Source organism: Methylobacterium sp. PvR107, from assembly GCF_017833295.1.
Taxonomy (GTDB): domain Bacteria; phylum Pseudomonadota; class Alphaproteobacteria; order Rhizobiales; family Beijerinckiaceae; genus Methylobacterium.
The window spans coordinates 1,957,397-1,970,503 of the sequence record NZ_JAFIBW010000001.1; the positions used below are offsets into that span (position 1 = coordinate 1,957,397).

Annotated in this window: 20 protein-coding genes, 1 tRNA gene and 1 pseudogene; 15 read left to right on the forward strand and 7 right to left on the reverse strand. The window is 63.1% G+C overall.

The features are described from left to right. Nucleotides 1-117 precede the first annotated feature (117 nt). Nucleotides 118-768 carry a peptidase inhibitor family I36 protein gene (locus JOE48_RS09085; protein ID WP_210029293.1) on the forward strand — a complete coding sequence of 217 codons (651 nt, stop codon included), beginning with the start codon at nucleotides 118-120 and terminating at the stop codon, nucleotides 766-768. A 425-nt stretch (nucleotides 769-1,193) separates the two neighbouring features. Beyond that, a complete protein-coding gene (locus tag JOE48_RS09090; protein WP_210029294.1) occupies nucleotides 1,194-1,448 on the forward strand; it encodes a DUF6894 family protein in 255 nt (84 codons plus the stop codon). 388 nt (nucleotides 1,449-1,836) lie between these two features. Here JOE48_RS09090 and JOE48_RS09095 read toward each other — a convergent pair whose 3' ends face one another. From JOE48_RS09095 to JOE48_RS09105, 3 genes are all read right to left on the reverse strand, one after another. Continuing rightward, entirely contained in the window at nucleotides 1,837-2,088 is a 252-nt protein-coding gene (locus tag JOE48_RS09095) for a DUF6894 family protein (protein ID WP_210029295.1), read from the reverse strand. Between the two features lie 378 nt (nucleotides 2,089-2,466). Further along, nucleotides 2,467-2,628, reverse strand: a complete 162-nt coding sequence (locus JOE48_RS09100; protein ID WP_210029297.1) for a hypothetical protein — start codon at nucleotides 2,626-2,628, stop codon at nucleotides 2,467-2,469. A gap of 293 nt (nucleotides 2,629-2,921) precedes the next feature. Continuing rightward, nucleotides 2,922-3,488, reverse strand: a complete 567-nt coding sequence (locus tag JOE48_RS09105; protein WP_210029299.1) for a MucR family transcriptional regulator — start codon at nucleotides 3,486-3,488, stop codon at nucleotides 2,922-2,924. A 369-nt stretch (nucleotides 3,489-3,857) separates the two neighbouring features. On the opposite strand from JOE48_RS09105, the gene JOE48_RS30220 reads away from it, so the two are divergent. Beyond that, the gene (locus JOE48_RS30220; RefSeq protein WP_245253200.1) at nucleotides 3,858-4,232 is read left to right on the forward strand and encodes a hypothetical protein; all 375 of its coding nucleotides are present in this window, start codon (nucleotides 3,858-3,860) and stop codon (nucleotides 4,230-4,232) included. A 91-nt stretch (nucleotides 4,233-4,323) separates the two neighbouring features. Beyond that, entirely contained in the window at nucleotides 4,324-4,626 is a 303-nt protein-coding gene (locus JOE48_RS09110; RefSeq protein WP_210029301.1) for a hypothetical protein, read from the forward strand. A 596-nt stretch (nucleotides 4,627-5,222) separates the two neighbouring features. Here the strand turns inward: JOE48_RS09110 and JOE48_RS09115 are convergent. Next, the gene (locus tag JOE48_RS09115; protein WP_210029302.1) at nucleotides 5,223-5,480 is read right to left on the reverse strand and encodes a hypothetical protein; all 258 of its coding nucleotides are present in this window, start codon (nucleotides 5,478-5,480) and stop codon (nucleotides 5,223-5,225) included. A 198-nt stretch (nucleotides 5,481-5,678) separates the two neighbouring features. On the opposite strand from JOE48_RS09115, the gene JOE48_RS09120 reads away from it, so the two are divergent. The 3 genes and pseudogenes from JOE48_RS09120 to JOE48_RS09130 all read left to right on the forward strand — a co-directional run. Further along, entirely contained in the window at nucleotides 5,679-5,921 is a 243-nt protein-coding gene (locus tag JOE48_RS09120) for a DUF6522 family protein (protein ID WP_210029303.1), read from the forward strand. A 96-nt stretch (nucleotides 5,922-6,017) separates the two neighbouring features. Further along, nucleotides 6,018-6,386, forward strand: coding sequence for a hypothetical protein (locus JOE48_RS09125; protein WP_210029304.1), 369 nt, complete (start codon nucleotides 6,018-6,020; stop codon nucleotides 6,384-6,386). Between the two features lie 223 nt (nucleotides 6,387-6,609). Then, a pseudogene (locus JOE48_RS09130) lies at nucleotides 6,610-7,206 on the forward strand (transposase); the annotation flags it as partial. Between the two features lie 952 nt (nucleotides 7,207-8,158). Here the strand turns inward: JOE48_RS09130 and JOE48_RS09135 are convergent. After that, nucleotides 8,159-8,410, reverse strand: a complete 252-nt coding sequence (locus JOE48_RS09135) for a pilus assembly protein PilZ (protein ID WP_210029305.1) — start codon at nucleotides 8,408-8,410, stop codon at nucleotides 8,159-8,161. An 828-nt stretch (nucleotides 8,411-9,238) separates the two neighbouring features. Between JOE48_RS09135 and JOE48_RS09140 the strand changes: the two genes are divergently transcribed. The 5 genes from JOE48_RS09140 to JOE48_RS09160 all read left to right on the forward strand — a co-directional run bounded on the left by JOE48_RS09140 (nucleotide 9,239) and on the right by JOE48_RS09160 (nucleotide 10,695). Continuing rightward, nucleotides 9,239-9,493, forward strand: a complete 255-nt coding sequence (locus JOE48_RS09140; RefSeq protein ID WP_210029306.1) for a hypothetical protein — start codon at nucleotides 9,239-9,241, stop codon at nucleotides 9,491-9,493. A 289-nt stretch (nucleotides 9,494-9,782) separates the two neighbouring features. Beyond that, nucleotides 9,783-9,971, forward strand: coding sequence for a hypothetical protein (locus tag JOE48_RS09145; RefSeq protein ID WP_210029307.1), 189 nt, complete (start codon nucleotides 9,783-9,785; stop codon nucleotides 9,969-9,971). 8 nt (nucleotides 9,972-9,979) lie between these two features. Then, on the forward strand, nucleotides 9,980-10,240 hold the full coding sequence (locus JOE48_RS09150; protein ID WP_210029309.1) for a hypothetical protein: 261 nt from the start codon (nucleotides 9,980-9,982) through the stop codon (nucleotides 10,238-10,240). Next, nucleotides 10,237-10,422 (forward strand): hypothetical protein, encoded by a 186-nt coding sequence (locus JOE48_RS09155; protein ID WP_210029311.1) that lies wholly within the window; start codon nucleotides 10,237-10,239, stop codon nucleotides 10,420-10,422. The genes JOE48_RS09150 and JOE48_RS09155 overlap by 4 nt, the downstream gene beginning before the upstream one ends. 9 nt (nucleotides 10,423-10,431) lie before the next feature. Continuing rightward, nucleotides 10,432-10,695, forward strand: coding sequence for a hypothetical protein (locus JOE48_RS09160; protein WP_210029312.1), 264 nt, complete (start codon nucleotides 10,432-10,434; stop codon nucleotides 10,693-10,695). Between the two features lie 2 nt (nucleotides 10,696-10,697). Here the strand turns inward: JOE48_RS09160 and JOE48_RS09165 are convergent, their stop codons facing one another. Both JOE48_RS09165 and JOE48_RS09170 read right to left on the reverse strand, forming a co-directional pair. Beyond that, nucleotides 10,698-10,895, reverse strand: a complete 198-nt coding sequence (locus JOE48_RS09165) for a hypothetical protein (RefSeq protein WP_210029313.1) — start codon at nucleotides 10,893-10,895, stop codon at nucleotides 10,698-10,700. Between the two features lie 137 nt (nucleotides 10,896-11,032). Then, nucleotides 11,033-11,299 (reverse strand): hypothetical protein, encoded by a 267-nt coding sequence (locus JOE48_RS09170; protein ID WP_245252772.1) that lies wholly within the window; start codon nucleotides 11,297-11,299, stop codon nucleotides 11,033-11,035. Nucleotides 11,300-11,890: 591 nt separating this feature from the next. On the opposite strand from JOE48_RS09170, the gene JOE48_RS09175 reads away from it, so the two are divergent. The 3 genes from JOE48_RS09175 (at nucleotide 11,891) to JOE48_RS09185 (ending at nucleotide 12,984) form a co-directional block, all read left to right on the forward strand. Beyond that, a complete protein-coding gene (locus JOE48_RS09175; protein ID WP_210029315.1) occupies nucleotides 11,891-12,412 on the forward strand; it encodes a hypothetical protein in 522 nt (173 codons plus the stop codon). Between the two features lie 75 nt (nucleotides 12,413-12,487). Beyond that, nucleotides 12,488-12,563: transfer RNA gene (locus JOE48_RS09180), tRNA-Ile, on the forward strand. A gap of 223 nt (nucleotides 12,564-12,786) precedes the next feature. Then, complete coding sequence (locus tag JOE48_RS09185) at nucleotides 12,787-12,984, forward strand: hypothetical protein (protein WP_210029316.1); 198 nt, start codon at nucleotides 12,787-12,789, stop codon at nucleotides 12,982-12,984. The last annotated feature ends 123 nt before the right edge of the window (nucleotides 12,985-13,107 follow it).

Consider the following 13,107-nt stretch of genomic DNA (forward strand, 5'->3'; position numbering starts at 1 on the left):
ACGCGACGGTAATCAGAAGCGATCGCAATTTAACGTTGAGTAATCGCCACCGGCAGGGCGATCATTCGCCATCTCGGCGGGCGAAGGCGACCGGCGAACGACGGTGCGGATCGCAATGTGGCGCGGGAGGAATGGATGGGGGCAAAAGCCTGGACCGTGCCGGCCGAATGTCCGAAGGTTGGGTTCTGGCGCAGCCACTCGTTCGAGACTCTGCTCGTGCTGGGCTGGATCGGCCTGTTCGCCTACAGCGCTGCCTACCTCTTCGACGAGGTGCCATTCCGGGTTTCATCCATTCCGGGCGGCAGCGAAGTGCTTATCGCGCGATCGGAGGATATGCCGCGCCAGATCATGCTGGCAGCGGCACCCGCTCCGCCAACGAGCGCCATCGCACCAGCTATAGCGCCGCCAGCCCCGTCGACCCCCGTGGTGCAGCCCGTAGTTCCGTCGGATATCGCGCGCTCGCGCTCGACCGGCCCGGAATACGTGGGCACCTGGGGGCCTACAGCAGCCGCTTGTGGCGTCCCCTCAGGCCGGCACAACTTCTATCGCGCTACGATCACGCCGGGGCTCGCCAAAGCCGGAGAGACCACCTGCAGCTTCCGTGGCCATCATCGGGCTGGCAATGCCTGGACAATGGCCGCCGATTGCAGGGACCGTGGCCAGCAATGGACCTCTCAAGTTCGCCTCTTCGTGGACGGCGACCATCTGACTTGGACGAGTGCAAAGGGCAGCTCCAATTACGTCCGCTGCGGCCGTCGCACCACCTAATTTCAAGAAACGAAAAAGCCTCCGCTCGCGAACCGGGACAGCGCGCGCGGTGCGTGCGATCGTCCCCGGACAGGCTATCGACGCGCTTGAAGGACCTCAGAAGCGCCCTGTCAAGCAGCTAATCGGAGGTGGACTGCGCGTTCAATCGCTCGTCCTTATCTTTCGAAAACTCCTTTTTTGCTCGCAACAGCATGGCACGGATATGTGCCCGTCGCTTGAGCCTGTCCGAAAGACGGTAATTAATCCGCCCTTTTTCTTCAGCCACGACCGTCATAACGGCCCCTCCAGTACGAAAGGATGATCTGCAATCCGTATGATTGCTAACTAGGGACGTTCGTAGCCCGAATTCCATCTGCATCCCTATGCGGTTTCGCACAGATTGACCTATGTTTGCCCGAGGGGAGAGCGCTGGTCGGGGGGCAAGAATGCTCAGACGGTTCTATTTCGACGTCGGCAACGGTCGGGCGACAATCCGGGACGAGGAAGGCGTCGAGGCCGAGGATTTGGAGCAAGCGCTGGCGGACGCGCGTGGCGTCATCGGCGAGATGGCAGACGATCTCGGTACCATCGATCTCGACAATCCCTGGACGCTCGTCGTGCGTGATGAGACGGGATTGGCGGTCGCTCACGTGCCCATCGGACTGTTCTCCAGCTCACGCCGGATGCCGCGTCGAGGATGACCAGCCGCTATCATCGAGTCGGACCGACGCAATGAAAATGCCCGCGCTGGCAAATCCGGTGGGCTCTATCGAATCCGGCTGTCGGGGAAAGAACCGGATCCGAGGGTATCATGCTACGCAGCGGCTAGAGGAACGCCCTGCGCGGCTGGGCCGGCGGGCCGAAGGTAGATTTCCGAATCTCGGGTCTTGAATAGGATCTCGGCGAGCCGCGCTGCATCCTCCAATTAGGGTAGGCCTGAAACGACCAAAGGGCGCCCCGGCCGAAGCCCGGTCGCCGAGGGCGGTGCGCAATAGGATGCAACCTGTTCGGGGGCCCTCGTTCGCTCGGCCCAACCCCGCTCTGCTCACTGAGCGCGGTGCGTCCGATCTCACCGGCTTAAGCAGGGCGCTACGAGGAGGCTGGCTCTTCCAGCCTGAACCCGGCGAATGCCAGCGTCGCCGCGTAGACTTGGCGGCCGGCCTCATCGCGGACCATTACCGAGACGGCTTGATTGTCGCCGTCGACTGGAGTGATCCAGCCTGCAACATCTGGCAGGCAGGCCATGACCTTTTCACGGGCGGCGTCGATGTCTGCGCACTCGGTGCCCGCATCATCCTTGAGGAGTTCGCCATCGTGGATGTCGAAGTAGTAACGTGGCACTTGGAACGTCCTTCCAGCCTTCAGCCGACATAGGGCGGCCACGGCCGAGCTTCGGCGTACACGAAGTCACCAATGTAGGTTAGTCACGTGCACGTGTAGCGCGCCGCAATCCAATACGTCGAGCCCAAGGCTGAGCCGATACGCGATGCGCTCAGGGGCATGAGGAGGCGACTGGCATGAATGTTGACCGGAATCCCGAGCCATCGCCACTGTCACACACCTTCAGCCGGGGAAAGTGAAACCGTCGACGTCGAGATCTGCCGCTAGTCCGGCACCCAGGATCCCTGGCAGGTCGTCCTGATCAACCTGTCGTCTGGCAAGTGCACCGCTTGGAAGGATGCGTTCGCGACGGATCAAGAGGCCATTGGCGCTTTCACCTCATTGATCGAAGCGTCCGGTATGGCGCCCATCGTCGGTCAGCGACCGCGAGCGCTGAACCGACCGCGGGGCGCGCTGCTGATCCTCAGTAGTGAAGCTGGTTTGCGCGCTCATGACGAGCCGGCCATCCTCGTCATAGGCTCGAGCGGTGAACTCATTCACTCCGGATCGCTCTCCCTCGCTAGCTCAGATCGCGTTCAGGGTCCTGCGAAGGAGATCGTCGAACGACTCGAGATCGGGCAGTTCGACTCCTTCCTCTTCCGTGACCTCAATGCGCTCGGCCATGCGGATGAAGTAGAGGGACACGCACGCCTCCCTGATCGAGTCAGCCTCGTAAAGCTGACCCGGATCACCAAAGCGGTTCGGTTCGCATCAGCGTATGTGCGAACGGTGTCATCGCCGGTGGAAAAGCCCCGCACGGTGGTGCCGGCGGGACTGCGGAGGGATTGAGCAGCTTACTCAGCAGCGGCCGTCTTCGATCTACGGATTCGCGTGAGTTTCGCAGCCGGTGCAGCCGCAGGTTCGGCAGCCTTCTTCCGGCCGCGGCTCTTCGGCGCGTCGGCGACCGTCTCGTCGACCGTTGCAGCCTTGGCAGCGGCTTTCCGACGCTGATTGCCGAGGCCAAGGGCCAAGGCGAGCTTGGAGCGCTGCTCGGAGTAGCTGGCGGCTACAGACGGGTAGTCGTGCGGTAGGCCGTAGCGCTCGCGGTACTCCTCGAGCGTGAGACCGTTGCCGCTCAGGTGACGCTTCAGTGTCTTGTACGGCTTGCCGTCGATGAAGCTGATGAGGGCGTCGGGACTGATTGACTTGCGGATCTGGCCCGCCGTCAGCTTCTCGACCTTCGGCTCGGCGGAAGCAGGGCTGCTATTGAGCCCGGCGATCGCGGCGTGCACTTCATTCAGGAGAGCCGGCAGGTCGGCCGGCCGCACCGAGTTCTTCGAGATGTAGGCGGCAACGATGTCGGTGGTGAGCGCGATAAAATCGGGCTGATCCGATCCTGAGGGGGATGTGTTTTCGTGCATCTGAGCCTCCGCGTGGATCAGCAACCAACACAACGATCCCAGACAATAGTCAAGGCAATTTTCAAAATAGCACTTGATTAGATCATATGTCGGCCGAATTTGCTCCTGATTTTCACGATTATCAAAATCTTGGGGCTTGAATACGCTCAGGCACCCGAGCAGGGAATAGCATGGTCTGAAGGGTTCACGGGCCTCTCTTGGAGCCCGCAATGATGAAATCGTTGCGGGTGCTTGCCCGGCACAGGGTCCGTGATCTTTATCACATCGCAGATCGAGGCGGCGTGCTCTTCTCTTCCTAGCTCGACCCTTGCCCACGACCCTCGCCGTCGTGACTTCACGAGAGGTCGATGCTGGAGGATCATCACCATGATGTCTCGCGCTGTCTTCGGAACGGCGGCTCTCCTTGCCGCCCTATGCGCCGCTCCGGCACTCGCTCAGCCTGCGGCCAATGGCGGACCGAAGTTTCTCCTTCACGGCAACTATTGCGGCCCGGGCAACAACGCTCCTCTGCCGCCCATCGACGCTCTCGACGCAGCCTGCGCTCGTCATGACGCCTGCACGCCGGATGTCGGACTACCCTCGAAGGCCTGCAATCTCCGGCTGGAACGGGAAGCAGCGGCGGTCGCTCGCGATCCAAGTCAACCTAGCGATGTGCGGTCCCTGGCCGGTTTCGTAGCCTCTTTTGCTGCGTCCAATGCATCGCGTACGGCTCCGTCGGTGCTCCCGGCTGGGCTGACTCGCTGAGGGACCGGGGCCTTCGGCCTCGTCCGCTCTCCGCCCAATACCGCCCTGTCAAACGGGTTGCCGGCGGCCTCGGCTCAGCTATCCTGCCGACATGCGCTCAGCCCTCGCCACCCTCGTCCTCGTCGTAGCTGTCGGCGGGGCGCAGGCTCAACAACAGCTGCCGACCGTCCCCGAGCTGTTGACGGCGGAGCTGAAAGCCACCCTGGCCTGCGACGGTTCTGGGGACCCGGCCGTCATCCGTGAGCAATGCAGGCTGCGGGATCGGCTCGGTGGCCGCTTGGCTCAGGCTGGATACTGCTGGGGCCGCAAGGGTCAGACCGACGAGAAGAAGGAATGGCACGCCTGCCAGCCGGACTCGATCTACGAGGATGACATTGAGGCCGTTTCGCGCTGATGCACAAACCCGTCCCCGGCAGCCTCTGTCGCCTTCAGCGTCTCGCTGAGATCGGAGCACGCTTCTGTCAGGTGAGCGTCTACATGAGGCGCCTGCAGACGCTCGGCCTGGTCGTTGGCACCGGCCAAGCCGATCCCTGATCCGACAGCATCGAATACAGGATCACCGACGCGGGCCGAGCGGAGCTGGAGCAGCGCTACGGGCCATCACAGCCACAGCGTGGAAGACGGTGAAACGCGGGCCGCCTTCCACATACGGCTGGAGACAGAGGGCCGGCTCAAGAGCGTTCGCACGAAAAAAGCCTGCGCCAGTAAATCAGACGGCTTCCTCTCGGGCTTCAGCGAACGCGGGCTGACGACGGATCTGCGGAGCGGCGGTGAGCGTGTCCTCTGCAGGTGCCGGGCCGGATCCGTCGATTGAGCCGATCGAGTCGGCTTCTGATACCTGTCGGCCATCTGGATCCATGACACTGATGTCGCTGTCTGCTCGCACAACGAAATCGAGTAGTTTTTTCAGCTCCCACCCGGAAGTCTGACAGTGATAAGTCACGCTTCCGTTGGATCGCGACCCGCGGACGATATCGAAACGATGCTCCCTCACACGTCTCTTCCGGATGCGCCGCGTATCGCGCGTCGCTTAATGATGCCGACGCGCTGTGTGCGGACCGCTTGATTGAGTTCGCGCACGCCGGCATCGCCCGCATCGCGCAGCACGCTTGCGGCGAAAGAAAGAGTCTCGATCACCTGCTCATATACGGCGATGGCGGGCGCAATCCTGCAACGGAGGTGAATCCGCTCGATCTCGGTGAGTTTGTCCGGCTCCGACATCGCTGCTTGACGGCGACGCTCGAGCATCGTTCACCATCGGGATGTATCGGGATCACTCCGAAACGCCGCAAGCAGTGGGCCAGTTAGGGCAGCGGATCCTTCGACGCGACCTGGTTGCCGATGACGATGCCGTCCAATTCCGCGTCCGGCCTTCCGGCCTTCCCGCGCGCCGTGCTAGCGTCGCCCACAGCCTCGAATCCGTTGAACCGACGGAGGCCGAACTCCATGCGGCTTACCCTCGGTCACCTGGGCGATTGGGTCGTCGATCCCCGTGAACTCGCCACACGGCTCAGTGTCAGCGCCGACGACCTGAAGCGCCTGGAGCGGTACGGCTATGTCGACGCCCGTATCAAAGAGGGCAGCGGCGATGACGCTGGCCGGACGTTGGTGACAATCCGCCTGCTCAACAGCGGTTGGCGCGGCACCTTCGATCGGAGCGGCACGCTCATTCTTGAAGAGAGATGGTGAGGCCGTCGTCTCGGAAGCCTCCGCATCGGCTCGGCGACGAACCGTGCTACGACAGCCAATCAGTTGCGTTCATCGCCACCTGATCAGGAGATTCCGATGCCGTTCTTCAGCTGGCTGATCTCCAAGATCATGCAGTTCTTCCTCGGCAGTGCGCATGAGCGCAGAGCCGGCGTGTCAGCCAAGGAAAAGGAGGCCGGAACGTTCGAAACTGAAACCTCCCGCGGGGCGCGGAATTTCGAGCAGGACTACAATGCCGCCGCCAGACTGCTCAGAGCCCGGATGGATGAACGGTATCCGAACGGCCACTACGCACGCCTGAGATCGAACGAGAACAGCCCCTACGACCATGGGGAGGATCGTGCCCTTGCCGTCGACACCATGTCGACCGCGATCGCGATGGCACTGCGAAAAGGAGCCACCGTGCAGCAGGCGGCTGAAGCGGGCGCTGCGAGCGTGGGGATCTGAGCGGCCCGGCAGCATCCCGGCTCACCGACAGGGCAGCTTCGCGGGGGGATAACCGTCCGGAACGACCCGAGGCCACTGATGACGTTCTTCCAGTCACTGGGAGCCTCCAAGCGGGGCCAACGGGGGTCGTGTCCCAGGTTGTGGTGTAGCTCTCCCGCGGGGTTTTCATCGGCGGTTGCCGGGTCGGGTGGCGAGCGCCAACCGCGAATTCGAGAGCCCCCCGATGACCGACGCGATGATGGCCTTGCGCGGGCTGGTGGAGACGAGAGCCGACGCCGATCTGCTGCGCGAGAGGATCGGTTTTGCGGCCGAACGGCTGATGGAGCTGGAGGTGGGTGGCCTGACCGGCGCGGCCCACGGCGAGAAGAGCGCCGAGCGGTCGATCCAGCGCTACGGCTATCGCGACCGGGACTGGCAGAATCGCGCCGGCACGGTCGAGCTGCGCATTCCGAAGCTGCACATCCCGAAGCTGCGCATCCCGAAGCTGCGCATGGGCAGCTACTTCCCGGCATTCCTGGAGCCGCGCCGGATGGCCGAGACGGCGCTCACGGCTGTGATCCAGGAGGCCGACATCCAGGGCATCCCAACCCGCTCGGTCGATGACCTCGTGCAGGCCATGGGCGGCGCGGGCGGGTCGAAGAGCCAGGTCAGCCGTCTGTGCCAGGAGATCGACGAGCGAGTCGGCGCGTTCCTCGACCGGGCGATCAAGGGCGCGTGGCCGTATCTCTGGATCGACGCGGCCTACGTGACGGTGCGCCAGGTCGGCCGCATCCAGGATCCCCGTTGCACGCGTGCGATGGGAGCCCGGTCCCGATGGCGGTGATCGTGGTGGCCCTCAGCCAGCGACACAACGCCAGGGGGCACAAACGCAGCGGTCAGCGAGAGTGACGCACGTCACAGACGTCTTACCCCAATTCGGAGGAAGAGGACGGCAGTCCTTAGCAGATAAAAAGGCCACATGGACGGTGCTCTTGAAACCGTGGCGCTCGTCGTCGGCGCTCCCCTTTCGGTGACGGTCGCTGTTTCGATCTGGCTGCACAGCCTGAGGATTCGGGACCGAGACGATGATGGCTGATTGCGACGATGGCCGTCAGAGCCAGCACCCGTCCTGAGCCGACCTGCGCGCCGACCGTCGCCTCGACGCCATCGCCGCTCTGATTCGGTTCGGGAAGACTGGCGCCATCTTGCGGCGCCAGCACGAGTTGCTGCGACGCAACGGCCAAGCCGGCCAGATGCCCACCGCCTAGGATCACGTCGGCGAGACCGTACTCCGGCGGGCTCCTGGCCAGCACACACAGGCGGCACCCATCACAGTTGTCGCTGAGGCTCGATGCCGATAGACGCCCGCGGCAAGCTGGGGCAGCCTGTCCTGGGTCAGGCTGTGAGCCCCTCCTCAAGCTGCATCTGTTCGAGCGCACGACGCACCGCAGCGAATCCGGCGGCTGCCGCGATCTCGCTTGGCCGGAGCCTGGGAAGCTGCAGCGCAGGCTGCGCTGGGAAAGTCGCCGACGTCACTCGATCCCGCTCTTTCACGCGCACGGCCACCGCAAATGAGCGCCCAGTGACACTCTCACTCATCGCCTGCGGCCTCCGTCGATGGTGCCAAAATCCGGCATCCTCAAATCAGTCGTTGAATCAACTGCTGACCTGCCGAAGGGTACAGTGCGTCAGGGTGGCGAGCTTGATCTTTATCATGGCGATGACATCCCGCCTTTTCTGAACGCGATCCACCATGACAACCCACTGGAGGCTAGCCTGGGTGAGCGCAACGCTCAGGTGGCGAATTTCAGACCGATCTTCCGACCCTCGCGCCAGACAACCTCGCAAAGTTGATCGAGGTATAGGGCTTTCGATATCAGACGAAGCTTTTTTGGGCTTGCCTCGCCTAAATCAGCCTCGATCATCGCTCCCGATTTAGCCATGTCCCATACAAGGCAGTCGCAACAATCCTGCTGTTCGCCAAAAAATATCTGCCCTGTCTTCAGAGCGAACTTTCTTTTCTCGTTCCTGAGTTCGTTGGCCACGAAACGCCTCCGAAATTTCGGCCAACTGAATATACCCCGTTTCGTTAAAACCAGATTTGTTTCTGATGCTGCTTTCGCCCGGCCAAGGCGGTCTATATCGCGGCATTAAAGAAGCGTCGTGCGCGCGCATCATTCGATCGTGAAAGTGACCCTCAACCAGTCAGCTTCTCTCTCGATCACTTGGCAATCTCGCCTAATTTGTATCGACGTCGCAATGAGAAGGAACCTATCTGGGATACGGTCAGCCTTTGAGAGTTCAACCAGCGCATGTTGCGTGCCATCGAGCTTCACCAAGCAGTCGATCGTTTTGAGCGGATCGCCAAAAACGGCCGAAGCGACCTTGAAACCGTCACGTGGCTTGACTGGGTTTGTGGGCATAGACCACCCGGCTGTGACTGTTTACGGACGCCAAACTGAACTCTTGAACGAATCAGGCCCTGTTGTACTCCATAGCTAATAACATAATTTATGATCGGATTACGAACATTGCATCCGGGATTGCGCAGGGCAATACAGAACTAAGCACGCAAGCAGTTGTAGTACAAAATTGGGCTCAAGGAGCAGGGCTATGTAAAGGCCGCGCCGCGTACCTCGCGCGCCCGCCGTGCGCACCTCGGTCGATCCGGCCGACATACCGGCGAAAAAGGTAGCTCGTCGCCTGTGCGATTCGAGTTCATTTGGACGCGGCTCTTCGTCCGGGGATCCCCGGCTTGGATCCCGAGACCGGCAAGTGCCGCCGAAAGGCAGTGGACCCGACGGCCCAGCCGCGCGTGACGACCTCGAAGACGCGGAAGGGCACGCCGGCCCGGGTTTCGGGCGAGAAAGCCTTTGGCGACGACGACCCTCGGCGACGATGCCATTTTCTTCCGCGGGCTTCGCAAGAACGCCGTGAACATGCTGCTCGAGGTCGGCTGCACCGAGGCCGAAATGTCGACGATCGTCGAGATATCCGCGCAGATGGTGCGGCACGACAGCCGTGAACAAGGGCCTGCACGCGATCGACGGCATGCGGAAGCTGGAAGGGTGCTGGAAAGCGACCAGCGCCAAACTGTTCGGACCGGCCGCCACCGCCGCTGCGGGTAGGGGTTCAGGTACAGCCAGCTCCGCCTTGGACACGAGAGGCCGCCGGTCACAGCCTCGATTCTCACCATCACACTGTACCTGCTAGTGTTTTTGGTGAGCGCGCTGGGACTCGAACCCAGGACCTACAGATTAAAAGGAACTGATGCGCCGCGAAAAAGCTAGCAATTCCAGCGCGTCTGGTTTCCAAATGACGGCCAGGGATCCATTCTGATCGCCTACGAGCAGAGCGGGGTTTGGAAACCAGTTCGGTCACCTCGACGCCCCCCCCTACCCGCGGTAGCCTCGCCTTATGAGCGAAGGTCACGACCCGATTCTCGAAGCCATTGAGGCGTTGAAGCTGCGCGGGCACACGGTCGATCCGTGGGGCGATGATCACTTGCTCTGGCTCGTCGACGGCCAGTCCCTGACCGAGGGCGAACTCCTAGCGCTGGCCGTGCGGCTCGGCCTCATGGACTCGACGTCGGCCAAGCTGCAATAGGCCGGGCCATGGCCAAAGAACCCGCGACCGTCTCCGAGCTACGCAAGGCCGCCGAGGTCACCGACCAGGAGATTGACGCCGCGGTCGATGCCGTGCTCGCGGATCTGGCGACTGAGGCCTACCCGCTCGCGAAAGGCTTGACCCTCGACCTCGTCGAGACGCTCCGCACGAACGAGCGCGCGGCCGAGGCGCTCACCACCGACAAGCCGGCCTGGAAGCGTAACATGGTCCGAACCGCGATCCTGCTGGCGCATCCGGTGAAGGGATGAGCGACGAAGCCGATCCGGTCCTTGAGGCGGTGTCCGCGCTGCGGGCCTGCGGTCACACCGTCGAGCCATGGAGCGACGACTTCGCGCTCTGGCTGATCGACCGTGTATCGCATACCGACAGCGACCTTTTGGCTTTGGCTATCCGGCTGGGGCTGATGGACTCGCCCGGAGGCCTGCAATAGCCGAGGGCCATGCCCTCCGAACCGATCGCGCCGGTCCGCGGCCGTCAGCTCGAAGCCCTCCGCGCCTGCCTGCTCTATCCGAAGGGCATGCGGTACGAGGCCTACCCATCCGCCATGCCGGCGCTTGCGAAGCTCGGGCTCGTCGTATCCCGGCCAGCGCTCGGGCCCGGCCGTAGGATCTCAGCGTGGTTCATCACGCGAGAAGGGCGCGATCATCTTGCAGAGATTGATGCCAGCAAGCCGGGAGTGCGGACCAAGCTGCCGCTGGAGTAGCGTCAGAACAGACCGCCGGCCGGCCCGCCGGTCAGCGTTCGACCTGCCCGGGTCACCAGCTTGGCGAAGGCCAGCGCTGCTGCTGAGGCCTGCGTTTCGGACGGGAAGGTTCGATCCGATTCGAGGACGGTTATCTGCGCCGCGTCGAGCAGCGCCCAGGTCCAGAGGTGCCGACCCGTGGAGCGGATCTCGAAGTGCATGGCGGGCTCGCGTGCTCCTGCATGCGCCCATGATGCGCCGCGAAAAGTGTCGCCGTGATAAAGGCTTGGCCAGCGCAACATCCTGTGTCGGCTAACAGCGGGGTTGCCCCCGATATCCCCGCAGGTCACAGGCCGGATCAGCCGCGCCCCTTCGCCGCGAACTCCCAGACCGGCGGCCCCCAGGTCTGACCCGGCTTGTTCCGGTAGCCGGAGAACCGGTCGAACACGATCCGCTCGTTCTCGACGGCGACCACCGGGTTGCCGTTCACCATCAGCGCGCCGGCATATTCCACGCGCAGGAAGCCGTGCTGGGGATGAACGCCGAACAGTTGCTCTGCGGTCCAGCCGAACCGGTGCGCCTCAGCGCCATGCTGGTCGAGGAAGGCCAGCGCGTTCTCGCGCATCGTTTTCCACTTCGCCGGCAGGAGATACCGGCAGGGCGAGGCGTGCTCAGAGATGCGTTCAAGCTGATCGCGCCAGGAAGCTATGATGGGTGGGAGATCGGGCATGACTGGCGGCGTAGGCCTGCTGCCTTAACGAGGCGTCACCGCAGACCGCCGGCGTCATCCTCGTCAAGAAGAACGGCGCGGGGCCTGGAGCGCGGCTGGAGAAGCCTGCCGATCCGACCTGATTTGGTCCGCCTGCTGACAGAGCAGAACTGCGCCCTAAGTCTCTCGCCCACAGGTTGAGAGGAGCATCGATGTCAGCGCTGCCAAGCCACGTCGTAGGCCATCGCGAGACCATGCGTGCAAAAAAGGCGGCTCAACAGGAGAACGCCGACAGGGTCTGGACGCAGGTTGAGGCAGAGCGACGGGCTCTTGACGAAAGGACGGCGAAGTTACGCGCGTTGCGGCTGGCGCGCGAAGGCGCTGAGTCCTAAGAGTACGCGGCTGCGCCTACGTGCTGCACAACGAGGATCCGGGACGCGCGCGATTATACGGTTTGCAGCGGCGCCGGTGAGCCACGCTCCCAAGATCGATGAGGCTGATCTACCGATGGCGAATGACGACACTCTCACGAAGGCCTTGGCCAGCGTGAGGCATCAGCGCTCGACCCTGGAGACCGAGTTCGAGCGGGCCGGCGCCGAACTGGCGAAACTGCGCCGAGCCGAGCGTGCACTCGCATCAATCGTTGAAGGAACACCCTTAGACGAGCCAGCCGCCGATCTGTCGGCGAGCCGTCGTGCTCAGGCGAGCGAGGACCGGCCTCGCGGTAGCCGTGGACCCCGCGGGCCTCGCGCCAACTCGGCCAAGGGGCGGCTGAAGGCGCTCCTTGAGGAGGCTGGCTCTGAGGGCTTGACGCACACCGAGATCAGCGAGCGCCTGACGGACGTGGCGGCCAATACCCTGAACACATACCTTAGCGTGATGGCCAACAGCGGGGAGTTGGAGCGGGACGGCGACAAATACCGCGCTGAAGCTCCGGCGGCTGATGGATCGAACGACGCCTCAGACGATGAGGACGCTCTCGCCGAGGATGATCGGGAAGACAGCGAAAAGGCTGAGGCAGCCGAGTAAGACCGCTCGACCCTATGTCGCCGTGTGGGCGCAGCAGTTTGCTCCTACACGGCGGCCAAGGGTATTCGAACACAGGGGCCTGTAGCTCAATGGTTAGAGCCGACCGCTCATAACGGTCTGGTTGCAGGTTCGAGTCCTGCCGGGCCCACCAGCCATTAAGCCCTCTCGGAAGCCACCGGTGCAATCTTCACTTACGAGAGCGGCGAGGAATCAGAAACAAGCCACGTGCTCGGACAGGCGCTCGATCTGGTCGCGCCAGGAGGCGACGGCGGGCGGGAGGTCGGTCGAGGCCGGCTGGTTGGACATGACCGGCGGCGTAGCGCGCAGGCGTTAACAGGTGACGGAGATCGTGGTCGTCTCGGCCACCGAGCAGAATGAAGAGGCGGACGCGCTGCCACACCGAGATGGCGTGCCAGGGCTCTGACGACGCGATCGCTGACAACCTGTTCAACCACGGCGTCAGCGTCGACTACGCCAACCGCCGCCGCTGCCTTCAGGTGCGCCACCGGGAGGCGCTCTACCTCAAGGGCCAGGGCGATCAACCGGCTTGTTCACAGGCCAATTCCTCGTAGGTGCTGATTGTCCACAGAGGCGTCCCGGAGTGGTGTTCCCGGGGCACGACCGGTGGATATCGTCCGCGGAATGACCGCCGCACGTCGACACGAAGCCGGCGAGCGGGGATGCTGACTGTCTCA